The sequence below is a fragment of the [Clostridium] polysaccharolyticum genome, from assembly GCF_900111595.1.
Lineage (GTDB): Bacteria > Bacillota > Clostridia > Lachnospirales > Lachnospiraceae > Clostridium_AI > Clostridium_AI polysaccharolyticum.
Genome location: NZ_FOHN01000012.1, coordinates 55,830 through 82,227 on the forward strand (window position 1 = coordinate 55,830; position 26,398 = coordinate 82,227).

Sequence of the window (26,398 nt, forward strand, 5' to 3'; positions counted from 1 at the left end):
TTTCTATATAGAATGATAACAGAAAAATTAAAAATATCCAGTCTTATTTTCCCCCCGGTTAAGACTGGATATTTTAATACTTATATTAAATTTTGCAAATCTCTATACAATTAAAATTCACGCAGTTTTTTTACAGATTCTGGTAGTTTTTCCTGATATGCAACCACACAACATGCTGAGTTAATATTTTTTCTTGTTATCTGATATCCAATTTTACCGATACTCTTTTCTAATTTTAATATTGAATTTCTCATAACTATTACCTCCTCCAAAAAGCAGCCCTGCTTTTTTAAACCAACTCATGCAACCCCTACACAGTTACTTTAAATACAACATAACATCAACTTTAAACACTTTATCCTCATGTCCCACATTCATTGTCCCATCATATTTCTGAACGATGGAATTCACATTATTTAATCCGATTCCGTGATGTTCTTTATCTTTATGTGTGGTAGCGATCTTATTATCGCGATAAACCACTTTTCCATTGAAAGTATTCCAAGTTGCAATAAAAAACATATTCTTACTGTATTTTAAACTTAAAAAAATCTTCCTCCCTTCATTTATCTGCATATTTGCATTAATTGCATTATCTATAAGATTACCTAGAATCCCAACAATATCCAAGTCCTCTATATTCAGTTCTGTCGGTATCCGGATCTCTTTTTCAAATTCAATCCCCTTGGCTCTTGCCTGTTCAATCTTATAATTCAAGATACTGTCAATGGCAATATTGCCAGTAGATACAATTGCCTTATCCCCATAAGATGCGTCTATAACTTTATGTATATAGTCAATGGCTTCTTTTTTTTCTTCCCTCTTTACAAATGTTTCAATTGCAATCAGATGGTTTTTAATATCATGACGAACAGAACGCACGTTTTCATGAGAGCTGTTCATAACTTCCATCTGTTTTAAGTAGCTTTCATTCTGCTGCTGTAACATCATTTTCTGCAGTTTTTCTTCATAATAGTTGTTCATAGCATCATACAAAAAGAATACGATAATATTTATGCCTAATAATACAAAAACACTTACTGCAATTAAAACCTGCCTGTCATTTCCCACAAGCATAATATTAATGATAATATAAAATGTCCCGATTGGTATAAATAACAATGCAAGCCAGTTACTAACCGGTATATCAACACCTTGCCTCATATGCTTGAAATTCTCATAAATCAATACAATAATAAAACTGAGAATTCTGCAAAAAATAGTAGCCGCAACAGATGAATAATCATTTTTCCCATAAAAATTATCAAACTGCAGGTAACCACACAATGCCGCACCTAACAATTCTGTACATGTAATTGTCATAAAAACAGTAATAGCTGCCATTAACCTATTCTTTATAGTTCCTTGGTAAAGCAGCGCCAATCCATAAAAACTTAGAATGCTGCTTGCCATATTTATAATTATCCGATTAAAAAAAATCATTACAACGGCAATCACACCATAAAACATAAAATAAGAAATAAGTTCAACATACCACCTGACTCTTCTTTTCCCCATAAAAGTCCGAATAAACTTAAAAACTGTGTAAACATATAAAATGTTAATAACCAAGCTCATGCTTTCATATCTACTGAGCTGCATCCGAGACACCATCCTTCTCTATCTCCAATTGTAATGCCCTTATTCTTTTCCGGTTCATTTGGCTAATAGGAAGAACTCTGTCATTGGATAATGTCACTTGTCTATACTCGAATTTCACAATATAATTATAATTTACCAGATAGGATTTATGTATATCCAGAAAATTATACTGCTTTACTTTTTCATATACATCATCAAGTGTTCCGTAAAATGTACGGGTATCTTCTGTAGTAATAATGTTAATCTTCCTGTTTTCACTTTCAAAATATAAAATATTTTTAATAGGAACCTTATAAGAAGCATGTTTAAACTGATACTCAAAATACTGGCTCCCCTTATTAACAATTCGAAGTGCGGTTGTAAACACACTATACATTCTTTCATAAGAAACTGGCTTAATCAAAAAATTAAGTGGCCTGATTTGAAACAGCTCCATGGCATAGCTTTCATTCCCCGATATGTAAACTATCTGTGTAATATCATTCTGAAGTTCATTTCGAATCTTATAACCAACTTCGACACCACTCATCATTTCTAACTCTATGTCTAAGAAAATAATGTCATATTGTACATTTTGATTTAAATATTTATATAATTCTTCTCCCTTATAGAAAACATCAATATCTAATTGTTCTCCACATTCTTTTGCAATTTTCAAAAGCATTTCTTCTAATCTGGAACATAAAACTGCTTCATCATCACATATTGCTATATGTAACACGATACCACCCGTTTCGCTAGAAATTAAATCATTCTCATAGGTATATTATACCACAAATTATTAATATTGGATAATAATTTTTAAAGTTTTTTATATTTTTTATAATAAATAACTACCGATTCTATTAATAAAACTAATTATTATGTAGATAATTACAACATCTTAAACAATTCTCTTGACAAATTCATATCTATGCAAGATTTGTTTCTATCCTCTTTCTTTTCGCAATAATTTTTCCAGTTCTTCTACTGTTTCTGCTATATAATCAGCTCCTGCTAAAGAAAGTTCCTCTCCTTGTGCATAACCATAGTTGACACCTATTGCCTTTATTCCAAATTGATGTGCACCTTCAATATCAAATTTACGGTCCCCAACCATAATAACATCTTCTTTATTTTTAACTCCAAGCTGGCTGCATGCTTTACTTATAATTTCTATCTTAGTAGCACTGGTTCCATCTAATTCACTTCCAACAATCACATCAAAATACTTATAAATATCAAAGTACTTACATATCCTTTCCACAAAAACAGCAGGCTTGGAACTTGCAATAGCTATTTTTTTGTCTCTTAGGGACTCTAGCATTGTAACGATTCCATCATACAGCCTATTTTCTTTCCAGCCTTCTACTTCAAATCTTTCTCGGTATTTGGCAACACCTTTTTTGGCATCTTCCTCACTAAACTGATAAAAATGAACGAATGAATCATATAACGGCGGGCCTATAACCTTTTCAAGATTGTCCAGATTATCTTCTTTGATTCCAAAGCTGGAGAGTGCGTACTGAAAACTCTTGGTTATTCCTATCTTAGGCTCTGTAAGAGTTCCATCTAAATCAAACAAAATATATTTCCAATTCAATGATACTTCCTCCGAATCTTACAACAATTTAATGCAACCTGTCCTTTTAGTTTTTTTGCTCACATGGAAACAGCGTGTAACGAAATTTCCATTAAGTAAAAAAACAGGGCAAGTCTTTAAAGGCCTGCCCTATTTCCAGCAGCATACATCTGTACTTAAATAGCATTGAGTGCCTGTTCAATATCCTCTATGATATCCTGGACATTTTCAATTCCCACAGAGAACCGAATTAAATCCGGCTGTACACCCGCTTCCATTAACTGTTCATCTGTCATCTGCCTGTGTGTATGGCTTGCTGGATGAAGTACACAAGTACGCGCATCCGCAACATGTGTTACAATAGCAGCTAACTTCAAATTATCCATGAATGTAATGCTCTTTTCACGTCCGCCTTTTAATCCGAAACAAAGAACACCACAAGTTCCGTTTGGACAATATTTTTTTGCGGTCTCATAATGTGCATCCTGAGGCAATCCAGCGTATTTCACCCACGCAATTTTATCATTTGCAGCTAAGTACTCTGCTACCTTCTGAGCATTTTCACAATGTCTTGGTACTCTTAAATGCAATGTTTCAAGACCTAGATTTAATATAAATGCATTCTGTGGAGACTGTATAGAACCCAAGTCTCTCATAAGCTGTGCTACGGCTTTTTGAATATATGCCATTTTTCCAAACTTCTCGGCATAAACAATTCCATGATAAGATTCATCTGGTTCTGTAAGGCCTGGGAATTTTTCTTTGTGTGCTAACCAGTCAAAATTACCACTATCTACAATACATCCACCAACTGTTGCAGCATGTCCATCCATATATTTTGTTGTAGAGTGGGTTACAATATCTGCCCCCCATTTAATCGGCTGGCAATTGATTGGAGTAGCAAATGTATTATCCACAATTAAAGGTACACCATGTTTATGGGCCAGATTTGCAAATTTTTCAATATCCAGCACTACTAAAGATGGATTGGAAATCGTCTCGGCAAAAACGCACTTTGTATTTGGCCGGAATGCCTTTTCAATTTCTTCCACTGAAGCATCTGGATCCACAACCGTACATTCTATCCCAAGTTTTTTCATAGTTACTTCAAATAAATTAAATGTTCCACCATATAATGCAGATGAACAAACAAAATGATCTCCTGCTTCACAGATATTAAATACCGCATAGAAATTTGCTGACTGTCCAGAAGAAGTAAGCATGGCTGCAATGCCACCTTCTAATTCTGCAATTTTTCCTGCTACTAAATCATTTGTTGGATTTGCCAGACGAGTATAGAAGTATCCGTTCTCTTCTAAATCAAATAATTTTCCCATCTGATCACTTGTTTCATATTTAAAAGTTGTACTTTGTACAATCGGAATGACTCTGGACTCTCCTTTTTTGGGATTATATACACCTTGAACACATTGTGTCTCAATTCTTCTCTGTGACATGCTATTCCTCCTACTATGTAAACTATATTAAAACTTATTTGTTCCTATCATATCAAATGTTTCAATCGAATGCAAGGGACAAGGATATTCCTTATTTTATAGCTTGTTTCTCCATGCGAAATAGAGTACAATACACAGCAGGACAATAATACACGAAATGAGGGTTGAAATGAGTACAGATTATGGTTTTATTGTAAATGATTTGTTAGACTGGTACGATAAAAATGCAAGGGAGCTGCCTTGGCGAAACCAGTCCAATCCTTATTTTACATGGGTTTCTGAAATTATGTTACAGCAGACACGGGTAGAAGCCGTAAAAGGATACTTTGCTCGTTTTGTAAAAGCATTCCCTACAATTAAAGATTTAGCAACGGCCGATCCTGACCAGCTCTTAAAGCTTTGGGAAGGACTTGGATATTACAACCGTGTACGTAATATGCAGAAAGCTGCTATTACCGTTGTAGAACAGTATAATGGTGAATTGCCTCGTGATTATCATGCTCTGTTAAAACTTTCTGGCATTGGAACTTATACAGCTGGTGCCATTGCATCCATTGCTTATCAGATACCTGTTCCCGCAGTGGATGGTAATGTATTGCGTGTCATCAAACGTCTAACAGGTTCTTACGATGACATAACGCTTCCTAAGGTCAAAAAAGAACTGGAAGAGGATATGTTGAAAATTATGCCTGCAAAGCATTCAGGAGATTTGAATCAGGCTCTTATGGATTTAGGTGCTACCATCTGCATTCCCAATGGAAAACCTAATTGCGAACAATGCCCATTAAATAAGAAATGCAAGGCCTTTCAAAAAAACCTTACAGATGAAATACCTGTAAAATCTTCTAAAAAAAAGAGAACGATCGAAGAAAAAACTATATTTCTGCTTGAGTGCAACGGAAAATACGCACTTCATAAACGATTTGATAAAGGTCTTTTAGCTGGACTATGGGAGTTTCCCAATATGAATGAAGCTCTCTCCATTGAAAAATTAGAATCTATTCTGTCTGAGCACGGAATTCATGAATATGAACTAGAACTGTTAGGACCTGGGAAACATATTTTCAGCCATGTACAATGGCATATGATCGGCTACCGAATTCATTTGCCAAAACATGATTTTGAATGGATGGAAGATCTGGTATGGGTGACAAAAGACACAATCGCTAAAGAATATGCCATTCCTACTGCCTTTAAAGCGTATACTTCCCAATTATAGGTATAAAAAATAAGGATTCATCCCATAAGGAGAATCCTTGTTTTATTTATATTAATTGGTAAAAATCTGTACCCAATATGCTCTATTATTCACTGTATAATAACCAATTCCAACTTTTCCATACTTGGAAGATAAGATATTTTGTCTGTGACCTGGAGAGTTCATCCATCCCTCCATTACTTCAGCTGGAGTTCTTTGCCCCCAGGCAATATTTTCACCACAGGCAGTATATAAAATCTGGTACTCTCCCAAAACAGAATAAAAACTCGTTCCGTCTGGTCTAGTATGATCAAATACTTCCACGATTTCTTCTGCTCTTTTATAAGCAGCACTTTCTAGTTTACTTGTTGTTGTAACAGTGGATAAACCTGCTGCCCTGCGTTCTTTATTTACTAAATCAATTACCTGCTGCTGATAGGAACCATTGGACTGTGTTGTCCCATATTTTGCTTCAGCTGCATTGGAAGATGATCCGTAATATTTTACCTGACTGCTTTCTGTATAAGCACGAACTTTATAAAAATATGTCTTTCCCTCTGCTAAGTTCTGACTGGTAAAACTGGTTTTTGCAGTAGATGCTATATATTGATAAGAACCACTTTTAGAGTTAGAACGATAGATTCGATAACAGGTTCCATTGGTAACAGCATTCCATTTCAGGCGAATCCCGTTAGCTGAAGAACTTGCCAATAACCCAGTTACTTTAGATAGATTTCTATTTACAGTTACTGCGGATGAAAAACTGCTATATATGTTTTTCCTATTCTTTTCCTGATATGCTCTTACTTTATAACTGTATGCTGTATTACCAGAAACAGTCATATCCTTATATGTTAATTCTTTTGTAGTCTTTATTTTCTTGTAAGTACCCTTCCCTTTTGTAGCACGGTAAATCTGATATCCAGCTGCCCCCTTCACTTTTGAATATTTAAGCTGAACTGTTGCTGAGGTTCTGCTTGCCGCTTTTAAAACAGGCTTTTCTAGTGAAGAAGCAGCCTGTACCAGACTTTCTCCAGTTTTCCCATTCCACGAAATGGAAAAGACAGCCATAATCATTATGATAGACAATGCTCGATATGTCTTTTTAAATTGTTGCATAATATCCTCCCTGTTCTCGGTTATTATTTCCCCTTGCTATGTCTTATACTCCATAACCGCATCAAAATATTAACACATTCTTAATAATTATGCAACATTTTGTTCATAACTTATTTTCCCATTGCTGGTAAAATCTGATTATTAACTGCATGTAAAGTAGCGAATGCAAAATTTCCTGCCAGAATAAAAAAAGAGAAAACATATTCAAATATACGTTTTCTCTTTTCCCTTACATATTATAATTTAAACAGCAAAACCATTTTCAAATTAGTTGTTGATTAATTTGTCTTCACCATTCCAGCTGTATAATTTACGGATTTCTTCTCCAATTTTTTCTGATGGATGTTCAGCTGCTAATTTTCTCATAGCACGGAAGTGAGCCTGTCCACCTGCTGCAGACATATCTAATAAGAAGTCTTTTGCAAATGTACCATCCTGGATATCGGATAAGATTTTCTTCATTGCTTTCTTAGTATCTTCTGTGATGATCTTAGGTCCTGTTATGTAATCACCATATTCAGCTGTATTGGAGATAGAATATCTCATTCCAGCGAAACCGCTTTGATAAATTAAGTCTACGATTAATTTCATTTCGTGGATACATTCGAAATAAGCATTTCTTGGGTCGTAACCAGCTTCTACTAATGTTTCGAAACCAGCCTGCATTAATGCACATACACCGCCACAAAGAACAGCTTGTTCACCGAATAAGTCCGTTTCTGTTTCTGTTCTGAAGGTTGTTTCAAGAACACCTGCTCTAGCTCCACCAATACCTAAAGCATATGCAAGTGCCATATCCTGAGCTTTTCCTGTAGCATCCTGATGTACAGCTACTAAACAAGGAACACCTTTACCAGCCTGATATTCACTTCTTACTGTATGACCTGGTCCTTTTGGAGCGATCATTGTAACATCAACGTCTGCAGGTGGTACGATTTGACCAAAATGAATAGCAAAACCATGAGCAAACATTAACATATTGCCAGCTTCCAGATTTGGCTCAATGTCTTTTTTATACATAGCAGCCTGTTTTTCATCATTGATAAGAATCATGATAATGTCTGCCATTTTAGCAGCTTCTGCTGCTGTATATACTTTGAATCCCTGAGCTTCTGCTTTCGCCCATGATTTACTTCCTTCATAAAGACCAATCACAACATTAACACCTGATTCTTTTAAGTTTAATGCATGTGCATGACCTTGGCTGCCGTAACCAATAATAGCTACTGTCTTTCCTTCAAGTAAGGATAAGTTACAATCTTCTTGATAAAAAATCTTTGCCATTTCTGTTTCCTCCTAAATTATATTTATTCTTTTAGTGTAATGAGTGACTGTCCCATCGCGCTAATCTATATAGTCGGCAATATCACCTAGTCCTCTTGTCAAACCAGTCAGTCCAGTTCTTACAAGTTCTTTAATGATAAAACCGTCTAGTAGCTTAATAAATGCATCTAATTTATTCTGATTGCCTGTTAACTCAATCATAAGCGAGTCTACTGCAACATCTACAATCTTGGCACGGAAAATATCTGCAATTCCTATAATTGCCTGACGCTCTTTTGTATCTGCCATAACCTTTACAAGTACAAGTTCCCGGCATACAGAATTGTTCTCTTTTAACTCAATAATTTCTTTTACATCTTCCAGCTTTTCCAGCTGTTTTTCTATCTGCTCCAAGGTTAATTCTTCCCCAGTTACTGCAACTGTAAGTCGTGAAACTTTAGGATCCTGGGTCACTCCAGAAGATATACTGTCTATATTGTATCCTCTCCTGCTAAATAGTCCAGCAACCCTGCTTAATACACCAGAAGTGTTGTCAACAAGTATTGATAAAACCATTCTTCTCATTTTAAGTATGTATTCTCCTTTAAACAAATTGCCCTACATAGCAGCATCTTACAAAAAATGCATATCTATGGGGCAATACTTTTCTAAAATTATGCTACGTTAAATAACTAAAGTTATTTTAACAACTTGGTTATACTTTGTCAAGTTGTTACCTTACTTGTCAGATGGGTAGTTTCTTGAATGAAAGACTTTAAATAAATTATGCTATTTATTTTCATACTGTTCTATAAGCTGACGATAACATTTTCCAGTCTCTAACAAGTCCTTGTGGGTACCACTTTCCACAATTTTCCCATCTCTCACAACAAAGATTCTGTCACAGTCTATAATTGATTTCAATTTATGCGCAATGATAATTCTCGTATGATCCGCAAACTTTTTATTAAATGCATATTCCACTGATTTAGCTGTAACACTGTCTAAATTACTTGTCGCTTCATCCAGAATAAGGATATCTGGATTTCTAAGCAATGCTCTTGTGATTGCAATTCGCTGTTTCTGCCCTCCTGACAGGTTGGTTCCATTTTCCCCTAGAACTGTATCATATCCAAAAGGAAGCTTTCTGATAAACTCATCAGCTTGTGCAATCATGGCCGCTTCTACAACCTGTTCATTCCTTACACGATTCGTTCCTAATGTAATATTCTCATAAACAGTTCCTCCAAACAAAAATGTATCTTGTGAAATATAAGCAATTCTTTTTCTCAGTAATGCTATGTCCTCTATTTCCTTTCCGTCAAATAAAACTTTTCCTTTTACTGGCTGGTACAATTGCAAGATCAGTCTGGCTATTGTAGTTTTTCCTGATCCGCTCTCCCCAACGAAAGCGACCTTTTCCCCTTTCTTGATTTGAAAACTCATATCTTCTATCATGCTTTGTTCTATTCCATATTGAAAATGTACATTCCTAAATTCAATATCTCCACTAAAATGTAAGTCTTCCTTTTCTGTAATATCATCATCAGATCTTTCCAAATCCGTTTTTATTTCCGGCTCAATCTCATATATCTGATAGATTCTTTCCAGTGCAACTGTGGCAGACTGTATCTTTCCCTGAAGACTAGCTAAGTTTTTTACTGGCGAAAAGAAGTATCCGTAAAGCATATAGAATACAACAAGATCTCCCATTGACATATGATGGCTCATCACTTGCAGGCCACCAAACCACAAAATCAGAATTCCCCCTATAAGTTCCAAAAGGTCTTTTAATGCCAATTGAAATTCCTGTTTCATACTTAGGGTATTGGCATTCTGTAACAGCTCGTCCAAATAACGGTTGTATCTCTTTTCAATTTTTTGATTTGCCTGGAAAATCTTGATTTCCTCCGCTCCTGATACCGCTTCATACAGATAGGACGAGAACTTCGAATTACTTTCCATAAACTTTTTATTCTTTTTTTCATAGGATTTTTCAAATACAATGACTACAAATAAATAACACAGCATAACCACTGCTGTAATGGCAAACATAGTTCTATTCTGGCGAAAAAGCAATATGCCTCCTGCTAAAACCATCAGGCTGTCTGCAAGCAGGCTCATGGTTACACTTATGATACCTTCTCGTACTTTAAAAACATCTATTAACCTAGATATAATATCTCCTTTTCGTCTTGTATGAAAAAACTTCATTGGAAGCCCCATTGTCTTTCGAAATGCTTCTTCCATTCTAGAAAAATCCAGTTGTCTGCTTAGTTTTAATACCAGATAGCTTCGGAAAAGCTGTAGTCCAATTTTACAAATTAAAATCCCTACAATCCCTATAGATAAATATATAAAGAAGGTTTTCTGCCCCTTCACCAGTATCTGATCCATCACTATTTTATAATAAAATGCTGGTACAACTCCCAAAGCAGTACACAGCAACGATACCATTCCCAATATTAAAATGTTTTTCTTCTGCTTTACGATTTCTAAAAAGAATCTGCCGTATTTGTTTGTTCTATGTCTTGTTTCCTCAAAATCGTCTTCAGGTGTAAAAAAAATAAAATGCTGTTTCCATTTATATTTTACATGATCTTTTCTTGGTTTCTCTTCTCCAAAAAACTCTCCAAATGTCAAATGTACAATCCCGTTATCTGGATCTGCTATAATCAGGCCTTTTTTCGTTATTTTATGTATCACAACATAATGATTCAGATTATCATTTACAATAACATCTGCAATACAAGGAAGCCATAAATCCTTTGTAAGTTTTTCCCTATCCCCTTTTACTGCACATGCTTTCATTTTATAAACTTTTGCTGCCTGTATAAGGCCATATACACTAGTTCCCTGTGTCCCCGTTCCTGCATGCTCTCTGATCTGGGCTATGGAAACCTGCTTTTTGTAATATGACATAATAGTAGCAAGACAGGCTGCTCCACAATCTGTTGCATCTTGCTGGTAAATACACTGATATCTCATCCCTTTGCTCCTATTCCATCTTTATCAAAATAAAAGCTCTGCCTCCTGTTTTCCATAAAGGCAGAGCCTTTTTTCATTAGCCAAAAAGTTTTTTAATTATTTCCAAAACAACTGGAGTAGTAGTAACTGCATATGCTACAACAGCTGGAATATTAGCTCCATTTACTTCTTTTTTAGCCTCAATTTCACTAACTGTTTCAAAATCATGTAACATGCTTTCAAATTCTTTTTTGGTTCTCTTGTCCATAAAACATCTTCCTTTCTCTATATCTTAATCTCAATTCATAAAAAATTATTTGATAAGCAGGTCTTTTATTTCCTTATCTGCCTGAACACTATAACATGACTTAGCTATCATGGAAATTCCATTTACCTCTTTTTTAGCCTGCACTTCACTTACTGCCTCAAATTCTTTTAACATGCTTTCAAATTTCTGGATTGCTCTTTTATCCATAAGCCCTCCTCCTTTTTTGCACATTTTGCTAATATTTTTTGTAATTAACCGAAAAGTTTTTTGGCAATTTCACTTCCTATTTTTTTTGCCCATTCTGTTGCTACTGGCGAAATTGCATATGCCATAACTGCCACGTTAGCTCCGTTTACTTCTTCTTTAGCCTGCACTTCACTTACTGTCTCAAAATCATGTAACATGCTTTCAAATTCTTGTACTGTCCTCTTATCCATAATACCTCCTCCTTTCTTTTCCTTCTATAATATTGCATTTTATTTTTGCATCTGCTTTGTTAGTAAAAACATGCATTATTATCTCTGCTTATTTCTCCAGCTTGTCCATTTCCTGTTTTAAAGCCTCAGCTTCCTTCTCTCTTTTCTGTTCCTTCAATACTAAATATAAATCAGAATAACTATCCATATAGTCTTTGTCCAAAGCTTCATACATCAGCTGAATTCCTTTTTCCACATCTCCAAGCTGATAGACAGCAAGTCCAAGTCCTTTTTTTGCATACTTATTTTGTGGATTCTGTTCTAGTATTTTCTGATTGATCGTAGCACAGGTCTGATAGTCTCCTTTGCTATAATACAGAAATCCAAGATTCTGCTGGATTCCCTCACTAGTAATCCCTAATTCTTCTATCCTGTCTGCTACCATGCCTGCTACTTGAATCTGTTTTTTATCTAACATAAAATATAACAGGGATTCCAGTTCCTGTAAGGTACAAAGTTTCTGTATTTTTTTCTTATATTCATTAAGTTGCATATTATAAATACAATATGTATTTTCAGAGCATACATCTCCATTCATGCAATATCTAAGATTTGCACATCCTCCCAGACAATAATCCGCATACTGGCATTCCTTACACAGTCCTTTCAAGTCGTTTCGCGTAAAACAGCGGTTCCATTTAAAACTTTCTTCACTATTCCATATCTCTTTTAGTTTTGTTTTTCTTATATTGCCTTCTATAAATTCTTTGCCTCGAATGGAAGTACAGCCAACGATATCACCATTGTTCAAAATTCCAATATTACATTTTCCTGCACTGCATCCTTGCCAGTAAGCATCCTTTCCGAACCGTTTTCTCATAAGTGCAGTATCTTTTTTAGAATAAAATCCAATACTGTCTGCCAAATCAATGGTCATATCCTCTTCTATTTTGGAATAAGCAAAATCCACAACTTTTAAAACATCTGCAGGCTCTATACATTCTTCCATATGCTTTTTAAAATTGCCCATAGGCAGTGCAATCTGTAACTGCCATGTCAGGACTCCAGCTTCTTTTAATATCTGGTACAATTCTTCTAATTCGTCTACATTCTGTTTTTGAATTGTTGTAATCGCCGCTGGTATGATCCCACTTTCTTTAATTCTTTTAAAATTCTCTATATCCCGTTCAAAAGATCCCGGTTTACGGATCTTATCATGAGTTTCTTGACATCCATCAATGCTAATAGCAATTGTATTGATCCCTGCTTCTTTAGCTTTTTGAACAGTATCATCACTCATAATCCAGCCATTTGTAATCATACTGGTAACAATTCCATTTTCAACAAGTTTTTTCGCTATCAGATGCCAGTCTTTCCTTGTTGTCAGTTCGCCACCCGATATGGTTATATATTTAAGACCTAATTCTTTTAAATCATCACACAGTTCTAATGCTTCTTCTGTTGTAAGTTCATCCTCCATCGCTTCTTCACAGGAAGAACCACAATGCTGACATCTCATATTACATTTCATGGTTATTTCCCACACTGCATTGGTTAATTGATATTTCATTTTTCCCCTCACTTTCGCTGCACTTGATTTAACAGCCCAGATGACTTAATCCTTTTCCATAGAAATATTTCATTGTAGCATCTATTATTTAATAATAAGAAGCCCTATCCCATCTATCAGGCTAGAGCTCCTTTATTGTACATGCTTTATTTAAATAATCCTGGTAAATGGTACAACTGCGTACGCAATTACTGGTCCTACGATGGAAAGTATTTCAATAAGCCCTGATCCGCCATTTACTTCACTTTTTGCTTCGATTTCACTAACGGGCTCAAACTCATTCAGCATGCTCTCAAACTCATCCATTGTTCTCTTTTTCATATTCATCTCTCCCTTCTGATTTTATAATATCATGTTACTCCTAAACCAAAATTAGAAGCATCATGTTATTATCCTATTTTTATGTAATAAAAGCAAATACTTTTTGTTAATATTATATCAAATAAATCCTATTTTTACTAGCCTTTTGTGTAATTACTATAAATTCTTAAAGTTTATCCAATAAAACTTATATAATTTTCGTATCTTAAAACCAATATTTGCAAATAGCCAAAAACCCCAGAATGAATTGACTTATTTGCAATGCATTCTGGGGTTAGAAATGACTCCATCAAATGTTTTTTACTATTATATATAACGTTTTTTCATCTGCTAATCTTCGGCCTTATTAAAAATAAACTCCGAAAGTGCCTGCTGATTCTGTGCTAAATCCACATCAAGAATCCATGCCTTATTAATTTTCTGGTTCTTATATGAATTATCTACTGGAATTCTCATCTGATGAATATGAGTAGTTCCCATAAACAAAACTGTCTTTCCCATTCGGAAAATCTCATCATTGGATAAATCTGTAGTCACATAAGGCAATACTGTTTTGCCTAAATCAAATAACTTTGTAAATGGCATGGCTTTTGCTTTTGCAAATAAAGAAAGCATTACGTTTCTCTGTCTTTGTGTACGTTCGAAATCATTATTTCCCACCTGACGGATTCTTGCATAAGCTAGTGCCTGTTCACCATTCATAGTCTGCAGTCCTGGTACCACATCTAATACGCTGCTTCTGTGGTATGCAGTGGTAAGATAAGTGTATTCTTCCTGATTTAAATTGACTTCCACTCCACCAGCCTCATCAATAAGGCTTTTAAAAGCCTCAAAGTCTACTAATACATAACCGTCTAATTTGATATTAAAGTTCTGTGCGATAGTCTCATATAACAGTTCCACGCCGCCTAATGAATATGCAGCATTAAACTTACTCTTGCCGTGGCCTGGAATATCCACGTACATATCACGCATAAGAGAAGTCAGTTTTAACTGCTTGTTCTTATTATCAATAGTAGCAATCATAGTAGAATCCGAACGCCCTGCCTGTGACCAGTTTGCCCTTTTATCCGAACCAATCAGCAGAATATTCATAATCTGATCATCTGAAAGCAAATCACTGTCGTCTAACACATTGGATAAATCCGAAGATTTGTCTCTGTCCATTGTAGCAAATGCATCTGTTACCTCATATCTTACTTTTGCCGCAAAGGAACCTGATACGATCGCAATCGCCACCAGAAGGCAGCTCATAATCCTTTTCACAATACGCTTGCGTTTTCTTCTTTTTTTATTCATTGCACGATTACTCATACTTACCTCTCTCCCTAAAACACGCTTCATTTCTATTATCTAATTTAAATCAATAGAAGAACACCTGCATTTCGAACAGTTCCTGTTTTAAAGAACCGATAGCGGACAATGTCCACTCTACGCATTACCCAGTTTCTTTTGTGCAGTGTGGCAAATGCGTATATCATTTTTTTCTCACTCTCTTCCAAATCTTGTTTCCCTAATTCATACAGACTGCCTGCCTGGTTCTGGGTATCTAAAAGTGCCTTCTTTTGCTTCTTCCAGCTTGATGCCTTGTCCATTACGGCTTTTTTAGAAAACTCTGTACTGCCAACTACATTACTAGTGTGCTGTCTGTATAACATGGTAGCCTTATTAAGATACACGATTTTTCCATATGCTGCTGCAACTATACCAGTCCACCAGTCATGCATACGGACCTGCTTTGGAAATGTCCGAAGCTTCCCAAGTAATGCTCCATTAAGCAGCATGGTGCAGCCCATCATTTTATTTTCCATAAGCATATGTGCCAAATCTAATTTTGAAGTATCTAACTTACTGCTCTGATGAAAAGAAGAATGTATGGTTCCAAGCCCCTCATCTGCTACAATCGCATCTGTAAATACAGTAATAGGCGTTTCTTTTCCGTACTCTTCTTCTGCTTTTTTCATACAGGCAAGGGTATCTGCTATCTTTTCAGGAAGCCAGTAATCATCCTGATCGCAAAACATGACGTAATCACCTGTTGTTTTTCTTGCCCCGTCTAAAAAGTTAATGGCCGCACCTTTGTTTTTCTCATTTGGTTTCCAGAAAATTTTATCAGGATATGCCTGCCCAAACTCTTTTACAATGGCTTCGGTGTTATCTTTGGAACCATCGTCACATATCCACAAACGCCAGTCTTTATAAGTATTTTCTAAAATAGATTCGATCTGTTCTCTTATATAGGTTTCTCCATTATAGGTTCCCATAATAATATCTACAATTTCCATATTCCCTCCAGTGCATCCTTTTGCTTCTTTACTTCCAATATGCCTTAAAAGAAGTCATTTTCAAAACCAGACTTTCTGGAAGACGTTTGTAATGACAGCCTAATTTATACCCAAGAAATTTAAATCCACTTGCAAAAAACAAATCCATTAACTCTAAGTACTTTTTGTCTTTCCACATCTGACTGGCTGTCTCTTTCACTAATTTTACACCTTCTGGAACGGATTGAACAGTCCCAAAAATTTCTTTATATTGGCTATGTGCAACACCCACATCAAAATTACGCTTAAACTGCTGTATATACGTATAGTTATGAGAATGTACCACCTTAGCATCTTTGACATATTTGATGTGATATCCTGCCATTATCATGTGGTAAGCCATTATTGCATCTTCTGCAAAAATGGTTTTCTTTACAAATCCCCCTAATTCGTCATAAACGGACCGTTTGTAAACGGCACATGCATCCGAACAGAAAAATGCCTTGATTCCCATCGTTTCTAGATCTTCTTTTCCCTTCACAATATCTTTATCCGGATAATTAAATTCTCTAGTGTATTTCTCTAAGATATCCCCATGTTTACCTGCTAACTGTCTTGCATAGCACAAGCTTATTGTTTCCTGTTCTTCAAAACCTTTTAAAAGACTGGCAATCAAATGGCTGTCTGCCGGTACTGCATCCTGTGTCATATACATGAGATAATCGGCATCTGATAAACTGGCACCATAAGCTCTTGTTGCACCATGATCATATTCTTCTGGTGCAATCGGAAATACTTCCACACCGTATTTTTCAATGTAAGGCGTTACAATATCTTCTTTTCCTGAAACCGTTGTATTCAGAAGAAGAATGCGCTGTGGCTGTATACTCTGCTTTCTAATACGTTCTAACAATACATCCAATTTCTGGTCTGGTAAATAGACTGGTATAATAAGATCCAAGCTAACATTCATTTTATGTGACTTCCTTTACTTAATTTAAATCTAATAACCGTTTTACTAATTTTACAGCTTCCTGTGCATCTCTTGAGTATCCATCTGCACCTATTTCATCAGCATAATCCTGAGTAATAACTGCCCCTCCAATGATAATTCTGGCAGTCAGTTTTTCTTCTTTTGCCCGTTCAATTACTGTTTTCATCTCAGTCATGGTAGTTGTCATAAGAGCAGACAATCCGATAATATCCGCATTTTTTTCTTTTGCTGTTTCAATAATCAGTTCTGTTGGAACATCTTTTCCAAGATCAATTACCTCAAACCCATAATTCTTTAACATAAGCACAACCAGATTTTTCCCTATGTCATGAATATCCCCTGCTACCGTAGCCATGATAACTGTTCCCAATTTTGTTTCATTTTCTTTTTTTAACATTGGTTCTAGATAATCTATTGCAATTTTCATAGTTTCGGCACTGCTAATAAGCTGAGGCAAAAAATAAATCTGTTTATCAAATAATCTTCCCACTTCATTTATGGCTGGAATCAGCATGGTTTCAATCATATGCTGTGGATCTTGCCCTGCCTCTAAAGCTTCCTTTACCAAATCAACAACTTGTTTTCTTCTTCCCTTAATAACAGCCTCTGCCACTTTATCAAAATTCTGGCTGCCTTCCACTTCCTTGGCAGCATCCTTAGTCTCCGTTACAATGGTCATTGGATTTTGGGTAACTCTCTTTATATAATTCACATCTGCTTCTTCCTTATTCATTAATAAGTCCGTCGCAAATGCAACATTCATCAATAAATTCTGTGAAGGATTGGCAATGGCCATGGTTAATCCCTCTCGAATGGCTAAGGCTAAAAACGTGGAATTCACAAAGATTCGTTCTGGCAATCCAAAAGAAATGTTAGATAAACCACAAATTGTTGCAATTCCTAAATCGTGTTTACAATGACGAATGGTCTCCATAGTTTCCCATGCTGCCATTTTATTGGCTCCAATGGTATTCACCAATCCATCTACCACAATATCTTTCTCCGTAAAGCCTTGTCGCTTGGCCTCCTGTAAAATGATCTGGATAATTTCTTTCTTCTCATCTAAATCCTTTGGAAGCCCCTCATCAGAAAGAGGAAGCAGAATAAACATGGCTCCATATTTTTTTACAATTGGAATTAATTTTTCAAACTTTTCCTTCTCCAAAGAAACGGAATTCACTAAAGCACGTCCTGGATAGATACGAAGGGCTGCTTCAATTACTGGAATATGGCTTGAGTCAATACATAAAGGCAAATCAGATGCTAATGTCAGTTCATTTACCACTTTCAGCATCATTTCCTTCTCATCAATGCCATTCATTCCTACATTTACGTCTAGAATGCTTGCACCATTGTCTTTCTGTTCCTGTGCAAACTGAAGAACCATATCCAGGTTTCCTTCTCGAAGTTCTGCCTGCAGTGCTTTTTTCCCTGTAGGATTAATTCGTTCTCCTACTACCATAAAACGTCCATCTAAATCAAATTGTAATGTTTTTCTCTCTGTGGATAATGCTCTTACCTTTTCTGTATTGCAAGGAACTGGTTTTCTGCTTCCAATTTTCTTAGTCAATGCTTTAATATGCTCTGGCGTGCTTCCACAACATCCACCTACAATAGCAGCTCCTGCTTCCACAAGTTCTTCCATATGTTTTGCAAATTCCTCTGGCTGCATATCAAATACAGTCTCTCCATCTTCTAAATGAGGCAATCCTGCATTTGGCTTTGCAATAATTGGAATGGTCGCAACACGTTTCATTTCTTCTACTACAGTAAGCATCTTGTCTGGTCCAGTAGAACAGTTAAGACCTACCGCACTTACCCCTAAATTTTCTAATACCACTACTGCAGTTGCTGGATCGGTTCCAAATAAAGTTTTACAGTCATCATTAAAGGTTAAGGTAGCCATAATAGGCAAATCACAGCACTCTTTGATTGCAATCACTGCTGCCCTTGTTTCCTGCAGACTCATCATGGTTTCCACAACAAATAAGTCAACATCTGCTTCTAACAGATACTTCACTTGTTCCTTGTACACATCAATCAGTTCTTCCACAAGCATCTTTCCAATAGGATACACTTGCTCTCCTGTCATGGTAAGGTCACCAGCCACCCATATTTTTCGCTCTGGATACTTTTCTTTTGCACGTTTTACCGCCTCTTTTGACAATCCTACTAACACATGATTCATATGCTGGATATCATTTTCCAGTCCATACTCTTTTAACTTAATGCGATTTCCTGTAAAAGTAGGAGCATACAGAATATCTGTCCCTGCTTCAATAAACTCCATCTGTAATTCAATCAGTTTTTCTGGATTTTCCAGTATCCATTTTTCAGGACATACTCCTGCTGGCATCCCCTTTTTATATAAATTAGAACCTGTTGCACCATCTAAAAATATGACCTTAGATTCTGCAAGTTCTTTCCATTCTTTCTTGTTCATTGCTATACCAAACCTTTCTTAGTTCTAAACCTCTAAGTTACTGTATCGTTATTTTATCCATGAAACTTACCCTGTTAAACGGCAGCATAAAATAATATCCATCTGCAAAAGCATAAAGTTTTTCTATAATTTCACTAGCGATTTCAGCTCCCACAATCTCTGCTTCTTTGCGGCTCATATCTGGATGATAGCGATTTACAATTTCATCTGGTACATGAATGCCAGCTAATTCATTTTTTACAAATGTTGCATTACGAAAACTGGTAAATGGCATAATTCCACATAAAATCTTCGTATCGATTCTTTCTTTAATCTGGTGTATCCGTTCAATATCTTCTGGAGCGTAAATAGGCTGTGTAAGAAAATATGCTGCCCCTGCATCTGCTTTCTTTTTCATTCGTTCTACTACTTTATCAATTCTTCCAGCATAATTCAAAGCTCCACCATAATAAATAGGTTCATCTGAAAAATGCTCCTGATTCATTTCCTTCATAAAATTCATAAGCTGTATGGAATTATAATCAAACACACTGGAAATAGAACTTCGGCTTACACTAGGCACAGGATCTCCTGTTACAATCAAAAGATTCCGGATATCGTTAATATATGCACCTAATAACGAAGAACGCATGGCAATCATATTACGATCTCTGCAGCAAACATGAGGCATTACAGAAACACCCACATCATGTACCAGTTTCACACTCATCAGTATTGAATCCACACGGCTTCGTCCTCTTGGTGAATCCGCCATAGTAATAATGTCCACATTATGCTCTTTTAAATACTGTGCATGCTGAATAACTGACTCATACTTTGCATCGTAAGGTGGATCTAATTCCACAGCCACAACCTTTTTTCCTTGCTTTAATTTTTCATAAAACGCATTTGCTATTGCTGGTTTTTTCTGTTCTTTTTGTTCTTCCTGTACAACTTCTATTGCTGCTGCTTTCAAAACTGTTTTTTGTGAAATAGACTGAGCAAGTTTCTTAATGTAAGCAGGTGTTGTACCACAGCAGCCTCCAACAATATCCAATCCCAGTTCTGCTGCTTCTAGCATGTTTTCCACAAAATAATCTGCATTATCACGAAATACCATTCGATTCTGGAACTTTTCCGGATAACCAGCGTTTGGCATAGCAATGATATATTTATTCTTTGGAAAAACCATTTTCTTTAGAATCTGGCACATGTGTCCCGAACCAACACCACAGTTAAAACCAGCTGCATCAATCTGTTCCATCTTGCCAGCCATTTCCAGCAGACGGCTGGCTTTGATCCCCATTGAAGAATATCCGTTATGGTTCACACAAAAATCTGTTATAAGGAATACATCACTTTTTTCTTTTACATAAGCAATTACTTCCTGTATCATAATTAAATCTGAAAAGGTTTCAAATAAAATCACAGGCAGCTTTTCTTCTATAAAAATGTCACAGATTCTTTTATATTCTTTTATTATATCTTCTTTTGTCCGATCCGGATTATACGGAATCGGTCCAATATCTCCTGCAATAAATACAGGCTGGGATTCTATCTGTTTATTCTCTTTTGTAACTTTTTCTACTGCATTTTTTGCAATACGGCATGCTGCACGGATTATGTTCTCTTGTTCCTCTGCTCCCACTTGCAGCACATCCCTGCTGGCTGCAAACGTATTTGTCCGAAGCAGCCTTGCACCTGCCTTTATATATTCCATATGTATTTCTTCAATAAATTCTGGTTCATTTATATTGGCAAATTCAGAAACCAGTCTATCATTTCCCTTTAATGCTGCATAATAGGTTCCCATTGCTCCATCTGTAATTAATCTGTTTTCTTTTAAATACTCTTGTAATTTCATGAACCTCTCCTTTGTCTGTTAATGGATAATTTATAATATCATAAAATCAGGTTTATGGGCAACCAGTTGCCCAAACCTTACTTATATTTAAATACTATCACCACATTTTCTTAATGAAACTGTTCCTGCAGCTGATTTAATACTGGTACCAGTACAATAGTTACCACTCCCGCAGTAACAACTTGTGTCACATTGGCAGATATTGAAAACAGTGGCGTAAAAAAATTATGAAATAAAATTACTTCCGCAATATAATACCCTGCACATTTTACGATTAATGCTGCACACATGGCAAAAAAGATCTGCATCTTGCCTTTTTTATGCTTCGTAATGGCACCTACTGCATATCCTTCTATCCATAATGTTATAAATGTAAAGGGCGCCCATATTGTCCAGCCAGATGTCAAATCAAACAGTGCCATTCCAAAGGAACCTGAAACCGCACCAATTCTGCTTCCAAATAAAATGGCTGCTATATAAACAGGAACATTGCCAAGATGAACAAGCCCTCCAGCACCTGAAATAGGCAATGTTATGTTAATAAATCTTGTTGCAATATAAACGAAAGCAGAAAACAAAGCAGTAATTGTCATTTTATAAATTCTTGTACTTCTACTTGTAACCATATTTTTCTCTTTCATTACCTCCTCCTATTTATGAAATGCTTCAATATAATCAAATACTTTATCCTTAAAACTGTCCCATGCATCTTCATGGTCTACAAAATACTTAGGACAGATTTTTTTGGTTACATCATAATGACGAATGATATCATCCTGTTTTAAGTTATATTTTCCACATAGCCATGCCGCAAGCTTTACAAGAGAACGATAAGTTTCCTCTGTAAATTTTCCTGTTTCATCCTGGTGACAGCATTCAATGCTAATGGTATCAATATTCCGCTTGTTAGACGCATAAGAAATTTCTTCTAAAGGAATGCACTGAATAATTTCCCCATCCAACCCTATAATAAAATGACTGCTTGCATAAGTCTCTTTGCTATCTTTCAATCCTTCAAAATAATTACGGTTATTCTTGGCACTTGACCCTGGATTTGCTGTATAATGAACCACAATGCCTTTTACTCTTCTTAACTTATCCCCTGGCCTGGAATACTCATTAGGTGTTAAAAACTGTTCTTCAATTGCAGGCTTCCCAACTTTCTGCGTAGGAAACAGTTTTGAAATAATCCCAGGTCCATTTCCTCTTTTCTCACTTGCAGAATATAAAAGTCCGTAAATGACAGCCAGAAATAAGATAATTCCACATATCTTCATAAAACATTCTTTCGGATCTGTTTTTCTTCTTTTTCGTTTTTTCATATGCATATTCCCCCTGCCTTTTCAGGTTTATCAGTTTATGAATACATCCTGTCTTTTTTGCTTTTAAAATAACGTGTATTTAAATTTATATAAATCGAAAAAAGCCTGTCGCTAACTTTCGTTAATGCCGACAGGCTTAAAGATAACTCCATTAATATTTAATTATTCCACAAATGCCTGCAAAATACAAGCTTGTTTTTTATTCTCCTGCTTTTTCCACTTTGATCATATTTGTTGCTCCTTCAATACCTAAAGGAATCCCCGCTGTAATTACTGCAATGTCTCCAGCTTTTAAGTAACCAGCTTCTTTTGCACGATTCACTGCATGACCAAATAAAGCCATTGTATCGCTTTCTTTTTCAATCTTAATTGGAATAACACCCCAAGCTAAGTTTAGCTGGCGTAATACTTGTTCGTTTACTGAGCATCCAATAATAGGACTTGCTGGACGGTATTTTGCTACACGTCTTGCTGTAGAACCAGACATTGTTACAGATACGATTGCTTCTGCATTTAAGTCATGCGCTGTCATAACCGTTGCATGGGAAATCGCTTCTCTGACTGTAGCATGCTCTTTGGATTCCATAATTCTGAAACGTTTTTTATAGTCAATATCTTTTTCTGTTCTTTCTGCAATTTTTGCCATCATGGCAACAGATTCTACTGGATATTTTCCAGCAGCTGTTTCACCTGATAACATAATAGCTCCTGTACCATCATAAATAGCATTTGCTACATCAGAAATCTCCGCACGAGTAGGTCTTGGGTTTTTCATCATGGAATCTAACATCTGAGTTGCTGTAATAACTTGTTTACCAGCTTTGTACACTTTCTTGATGATCATTTTTTGAATTACTGGTACTTCTTCACCTGGAATCTCAACACCCATATCCCCACGAGCGATCATGATACCATCGGAAGCTTCAATAATTTCATCAATATTGTCAACGCCTTCTTTGTTCTCTATTTTTGAAATAATGCGAATTGCATCACCATTGTTTTCGCTTAAGACTTTTCTAACTTCGAATACGTCAGCAGCACTTCTTACGAAAGATGCAGCAACAAAATCGTATCCTGTTTTGCAAGCAAAGATAATGTCTTCTCTATCTTTTTCACTTAGATATGGCATGCTAAGCCTAGTATCTGGAACATTTACACCCTTTGTATTGGAAACTGGTCCTTCATTTAGAACTTTACATACGATATCTGTTTCTGTTTTTCCTTCAACAGTCATCTCAATCAGGCCATCATCAATTAAGATGCGTGTTCCGATTTTAACATCCTTTGGTAATCCTGTATAGCTAATAGAAACAATGTCTTTTGTTCCAGCAATCTCACGGGTAGTTAATGTAAAGGTCTGGCCTTTCTCAAGATATTCTTTCCCATTAGCAAAATCTCTTAATCTGATTTCTGGACCTTTGGTATCTAAAAGTGCTGCAATAGGACGTCCGGCTTCTTCACGTACTTTACAAAGTGCATCAAATCTTTTGCCATGTTCTTCATAACTTCCGTGTGAAAAGTTGAAACGAGCAACATCCATTCCTGCTTCTGCAACTTGCTTTAACACTCCTGGCTGATCTGTAGCTGGTCCTAGTGTACAAATAATTTTTGTTTTTCTCATTGACTTCTGCCTTTCTTATCTAGTATTTAAATGTAATTTAAACAGCACGTTCTAAAATAATTCTGCCCCCATATTATCTTTTTTATTTTTCCAATTTATAATTTCAAAAACCTTCTAGCAGATAATTCTCCCTTTATGCTTTTGTGCATTTAATCTCCAAATAAATTTCTATACTAAAAAACATCAGATATTCTGATGCTTCTTAGTATTTGTTTATTATCTCAGAAATACTGTCTAATTGTAGCAGAAAAATGCGAAGTTGCAATTTTTTATATGTAAATACCATTATGAATGATTCATAATAACATCCTATGCATCATTTAATCAAATCTAATTGCATCAACTGGTTTTATCCTTGATGCCTGCAATGCAGGTATAGCAGAAAATGCAACACCTTCAGTAACTGATATAAACAACGTAAACATTATTGTTCGTAAATGTAATTTGAGCAAGAATACAGTAAAAAAGAACTTTAAAATTATTGCAGAAAAAAACGAATACAAAACAATACAGCATATAATATTAATAAACCAAGATGTAATTGATATTACAATACCCTCAAATATAAATTGCAACATAATATCTTTCGCATTTGCACCTAATGCACGCCGTATTCCAATTTCTGCAATACGTTCTTTAACTGAGAAAGAAAGTGTTAGCATAATAATAAATCCAGATATTACAACAAGTGCCATTAAAATAGTATTACTAACAGCTTTAATAGCTTTTGCCACAATATTATACTTTTCCACTATGTCCATATAAGTTGTTATCTGTAATTTTTCCATATTCCTGTTCTTTCTTAACCATTTCTTTACATATTTGCAATTTTCCTCGTAAGCTTCATTTGAAAATGCCAAAACAAATGTATATTTTTTTGTAGATTGCATATTCTGATTTATTAGCCATGTATCTGGTATAAATAACCTGCAAGTCGCATTTATTTCTTCTGTAGATGATAATGCACTATTAATTTTTAAATTAGAAGAAATTGTATTTGGCAAATCAGCAATCACACCTTTAACTTCTAATGTATATATCCTACTCTCAAATCTAAACTTTATTTCTTCACCAACACTATTTTTCTTCCCAAACAACAATTTAGATGTACTCTCTTCAATGATAACCTTAGCATCTTTCTGATTATAATCTTTTTTTGAAAAATCACTTCCATATAAAATAATATTCCTTTTGGAATAATCATCTCCATCATAATAATAAACTGGCTGAGATAAAAAAGAATAACTACATCCACTTAATTCCATCGCAATATTTATACCAGTATTTCTGTACCTACGTTTACAAATACCAGTTGACAATAACGTTTGATATTCTGTCAAATTTATATCTTCCTTATCTACAACTAATTCATCAACATTCAACTTACTATCTGAAGAAATAATCAGGCTCTTTGGATCAAAACATTGTGCTTTCTTATACTCATTTCTTATGTAGGTATTTATCACTTCATTTCCTGTTGTAAAAAGAAATAAACCAAACGTAATACCTGCAATCGTCAATCCAACTCTTAACTTATTACTAAATACTGTCTTTATCAATATATGAATTATAAATTTAATCTTTTCCAACACTTAATCCTTTCCCAAGTCTATTACTCGATCTGCAAATTGTGCTGCCCTTTGACTATGTGTCACCAAAATGACCGTTTTTCCCTCGCTTTTCAACTGTTTAAACAGCTTCAATACAATTGATTCATTGCTATTATCAAGATTTCCAGTTGGTTCATCGGCTAAAATATACTTTGGCGAAAAAAGTAATGCTCTTGCAATAGCAACTCTCTGTTTTTCCCCTCCAGAAAGAAATCTTGCTTCCATTTTCATAATATCTTTTATACCAAGCAGATTTGACAAGTATTCTAAATGTTTCTTAAGTTCTAAGGAAATTTTTTTATTACTATATACAATTGGTAAAATTATATTTTCATAAACATTTAAATCTTCCAGCAAATTATATGACTGAAATATGAAACCAAATTGTTCATTTCTTATTTAATAAAGTACTCTTTCCAATTCCTGATGGTCCTACAATTGAAACAAACTCATTATCCTGTACAGAAAAACTCCTATTCTTAATAATAATTTTATCTTCTCTGTACTGTTTTGTAATATCTATCAAGTCAATCATAACGTATAACAAGTACCCCTCTCA

The 26,398-nt window shown here is 35.3% G+C and carries 26 protein-coding genes; 1 reads left to right on the plus strand and 25 read right to left on the minus strand.

From position 1 onward, the window contains the following. Positions 1–110 precede the first annotated feature (110 nt). The 5 genes from BMY85_RS09020 to BMY85_RS09040 form a co-directional block, all read right to left on the minus strand. On the minus strand, positions 111–254 hold the full coding sequence (locus tag BMY85_RS09020; RefSeq protein ID WP_092477942.1) for a cyclic lactone autoinducer peptide: 144 nt from the start codon (positions 252–254) through the stop codon (positions 111–113). 64 nt (positions 255–318) lie between these two features. Next, positions 319–1,602, minus strand: coding sequence for a sensor histidine kinase (locus tag BMY85_RS09025; protein ID WP_177180717.1), 1,284 nt, complete (start codon positions 1,600–1,602; stop codon positions 319–321). Then, positions 1,589–2,323, minus strand: a complete 735-nt coding sequence (locus BMY85_RS09030) for a LytR/AlgR family response regulator transcription factor (RefSeq protein ID WP_092477944.1) — start codon at positions 2,321–2,323, stop codon at positions 1,589–1,591. Before BMY85_RS09030 ends, BMY85_RS09025 begins: the two co-directional genes overlap by 14 nt. Positions 2,324–2,530: 207 nt before the next feature. Then, positions 2,531–3,184 (minus strand): HAD-IA family hydrolase, encoded by a 654-nt coding sequence (locus BMY85_RS09035; protein WP_092477945.1) that lies wholly within the window; start codon positions 3,182–3,184, stop codon positions 2,531–2,533. A 155-nt stretch (positions 3,185–3,339) separates the two neighbouring features. Continuing rightward, on the minus strand, positions 3,340–4,620 hold the full coding sequence (locus BMY85_RS09040) for an O-acetylhomoserine aminocarboxypropyltransferase/cysteine synthase family protein (RefSeq protein ID WP_092477946.1): 1,281 nt from the start codon (positions 4,618–4,620) through the stop codon (positions 3,340–3,342). A 169-nt stretch (positions 4,621–4,789) separates the two neighbouring features. Here BMY85_RS09040 and mutY point away from each other — a divergent pair, with 169 nt between their 5' ends. Further along, the gene (gene mutY / locus BMY85_RS09045; RefSeq protein WP_092477947.1) at positions 4,790–5,839 is read left to right on the plus strand and encodes an A/G-specific adenine glycosylase; all 1,050 of its coding nucleotides are present in this window, start codon (positions 4,790–4,792) and stop codon (positions 5,837–5,839) included. A 51-nt stretch (positions 5,840–5,890) separates the two neighbouring features. Here mutY and BMY85_RS09050 read toward each other — a convergent pair whose 3' ends face one another. The 20 genes from BMY85_RS09050 to BMY85_RS16060 form a co-directional block, all read right to left on the minus strand. Further along, positions 5,891–6,937 (minus strand): CAP domain-containing protein, encoded by a 1,047-nt coding sequence (locus tag BMY85_RS09050; protein WP_092477948.1) that lies wholly within the window; start codon positions 6,935–6,937, stop codon positions 5,891–5,893. 267 nt (positions 6,938–7,204) lie between these two features. Next, complete coding sequence (gene ilvC / locus BMY85_RS09055; protein ID WP_092477949.1) at positions 7,205–8,221, minus strand: ketol-acid reductoisomerase; 1,017 nt, start codon at positions 8,219–8,221, stop codon at positions 7,205–7,207. Positions 8,222–8,281: 60 nt separating this feature from the next. Then, a complete protein-coding gene (gene ilvN / locus BMY85_RS09060) occupies positions 8,282–8,785 on the minus strand; it encodes an acetolactate synthase small subunit (RefSeq protein WP_092477950.1) in 504 nt (167 codons plus the stop codon). A 204-nt stretch (positions 8,786–8,989) separates the two neighbouring features. Then, positions 8,990–11,188: a peptidase domain-containing ABC transporter gene (locus BMY85_RS09065; RefSeq protein ID WP_092477951.1), complete on the minus strand. Its 2,199-nt coding sequence runs from the start codon at positions 11,186–11,188 to the stop codon at positions 8,990–8,992. Positions 11,189–11,264: 76 nt separating this feature from the next. Then, positions 11,265–11,435 carry a hypothetical protein gene (locus tag BMY85_RS15625; RefSeq protein WP_177180718.1) on the minus strand — a complete coding sequence of 57 codons (171 nt, stop codon included), beginning with the start codon at positions 11,433–11,435 and terminating at the stop codon, positions 11,265–11,267. Between the two features lie 45 nt (positions 11,436–11,480). Beyond that, positions 11,481–11,642 carry a hypothetical protein gene (locus BMY85_RS15630; RefSeq protein WP_177180719.1) on the minus strand — a complete coding sequence of 54 codons (162 nt, stop codon included), beginning with the start codon at positions 11,640–11,642 and terminating at the stop codon, positions 11,481–11,483. Positions 11,643–11,686: 44 nt separating this feature from the next. Continuing rightward, the gene (locus tag BMY85_RS09070) at positions 11,687–11,872 is read right to left on the minus strand and encodes a hypothetical protein (protein ID WP_092477952.1); all 186 of its coding nucleotides are present in this window, start codon (positions 11,870–11,872) and stop codon (positions 11,687–11,689) included. An 88-nt stretch (positions 11,873–11,960) separates the two neighbouring features. Next, complete coding sequence (locus BMY85_RS09075) at positions 11,961–13,421, minus strand: radical SAM/SPASM domain-containing protein (RefSeq protein WP_092477953.1); 1,461 nt, start codon at positions 13,419–13,421, stop codon at positions 11,961–11,963. A 150-nt stretch (positions 13,422–13,571) separates the two neighbouring features. Then, the gene (locus BMY85_RS15635) at positions 13,572–13,742 is read right to left on the minus strand and encodes a hypothetical protein (RefSeq protein WP_177180720.1); all 171 of its coding nucleotides are present in this window, start codon (positions 13,740–13,742) and stop codon (positions 13,572–13,574) included. A 330-nt stretch (positions 13,743–14,072) separates the two neighbouring features. Further along, positions 14,073–15,056, minus strand: coding sequence for an LCP family protein (locus tag BMY85_RS09080; protein ID WP_177180721.1), 984 nt, complete (start codon positions 15,054–15,056; stop codon positions 14,073–14,075). 44 nt (positions 15,057–15,100) lie between these two features. Beyond that, positions 15,101–16,027 (minus strand): glycosyltransferase family 2 protein, encoded by a 927-nt coding sequence (locus BMY85_RS09085; protein ID WP_092477955.1) that lies wholly within the window; start codon positions 16,025–16,027, stop codon positions 15,101–15,103. A 28-nt stretch (positions 16,028–16,055) separates the two neighbouring features. Beyond that, a complete protein-coding gene (locus tag BMY85_RS09090; protein WP_092477956.1) occupies positions 16,056–16,979 on the minus strand; it encodes a glycosyltransferase family 2 protein in 924 nt (307 codons plus the stop codon). Positions 16,980–16,998: 19 nt separating this feature from the next. Further along, the gene (locus BMY85_RS09095) at positions 16,999–19,443 is read right to left on the minus strand and encodes a homocysteine S-methyltransferase family protein (protein ID WP_092477957.1); all 2,445 of its coding nucleotides are present in this window, start codon (positions 19,441–19,443) and stop codon (positions 16,999–17,001) included. A gap of 37 nt (positions 19,444–19,480) precedes the next feature. Next, a complete protein-coding gene (locus tag BMY85_RS09100) occupies positions 19,481–21,286 on the minus strand; it encodes a bifunctional homocysteine S-methyltransferase/methylenetetrahydrofolate reductase (protein WP_092477958.1) in 1,806 nt (601 codons plus the stop codon). 110 nt (positions 21,287–21,396) lie between these two features. After that, positions 21,397–21,927: an ECF transporter S component gene (locus tag BMY85_RS09105; protein ID WP_207646542.1), complete on the minus strand. Its 531-nt coding sequence runs from the start codon at positions 21,925–21,927 to the stop codon at positions 21,397–21,399. A gap of 9 nt (positions 21,928–21,936) precedes the next feature. Continuing rightward, positions 21,937–22,608, minus strand: coding sequence for a peptidoglycan recognition protein family protein (locus BMY85_RS09110; protein ID WP_242939712.1), 672 nt, complete (start codon positions 22,606–22,608; stop codon positions 21,937–21,939). Positions 22,609–22,807: 199 nt separating this feature from the next. After that, complete coding sequence (gene pyk / locus BMY85_RS09115) at positions 22,808–24,229, minus strand: pyruvate kinase (RefSeq protein ID WP_092477960.1); 1,422 nt, start codon at positions 24,227–24,229, stop codon at positions 22,808–22,810. 320 nt (positions 24,230–24,549) lie between these two features. Beyond that, positions 24,550–25,821 carry an ABC transporter permease gene (locus BMY85_RS09120; RefSeq protein ID WP_092477961.1) on the minus strand — a complete coding sequence of 424 codons (1,272 nt, stop codon included), beginning with the start codon at positions 25,819–25,821 and terminating at the stop codon, positions 24,550–24,552. After that, positions 25,822–26,196, minus strand: coding sequence for an ATP-binding cassette domain-containing protein (locus tag BMY85_RS09125; protein WP_207646543.1), 375 nt, complete (start codon positions 26,194–26,196; stop codon positions 25,822–25,824). It lies immediately after the preceding gene. Positions 26,197–26,227: 31 nt separating this feature from the next. Further along, the gene (locus tag BMY85_RS16060; RefSeq protein WP_207646544.1) at positions 26,228–26,386 is read right to left on the minus strand and encodes an ATP-binding cassette domain-containing protein; all 159 of its coding nucleotides are present in this window, start codon (positions 26,384–26,386) and stop codon (positions 26,228–26,230) included. Positions 26,387–26,398 lie beyond the last annotated feature (12 nt).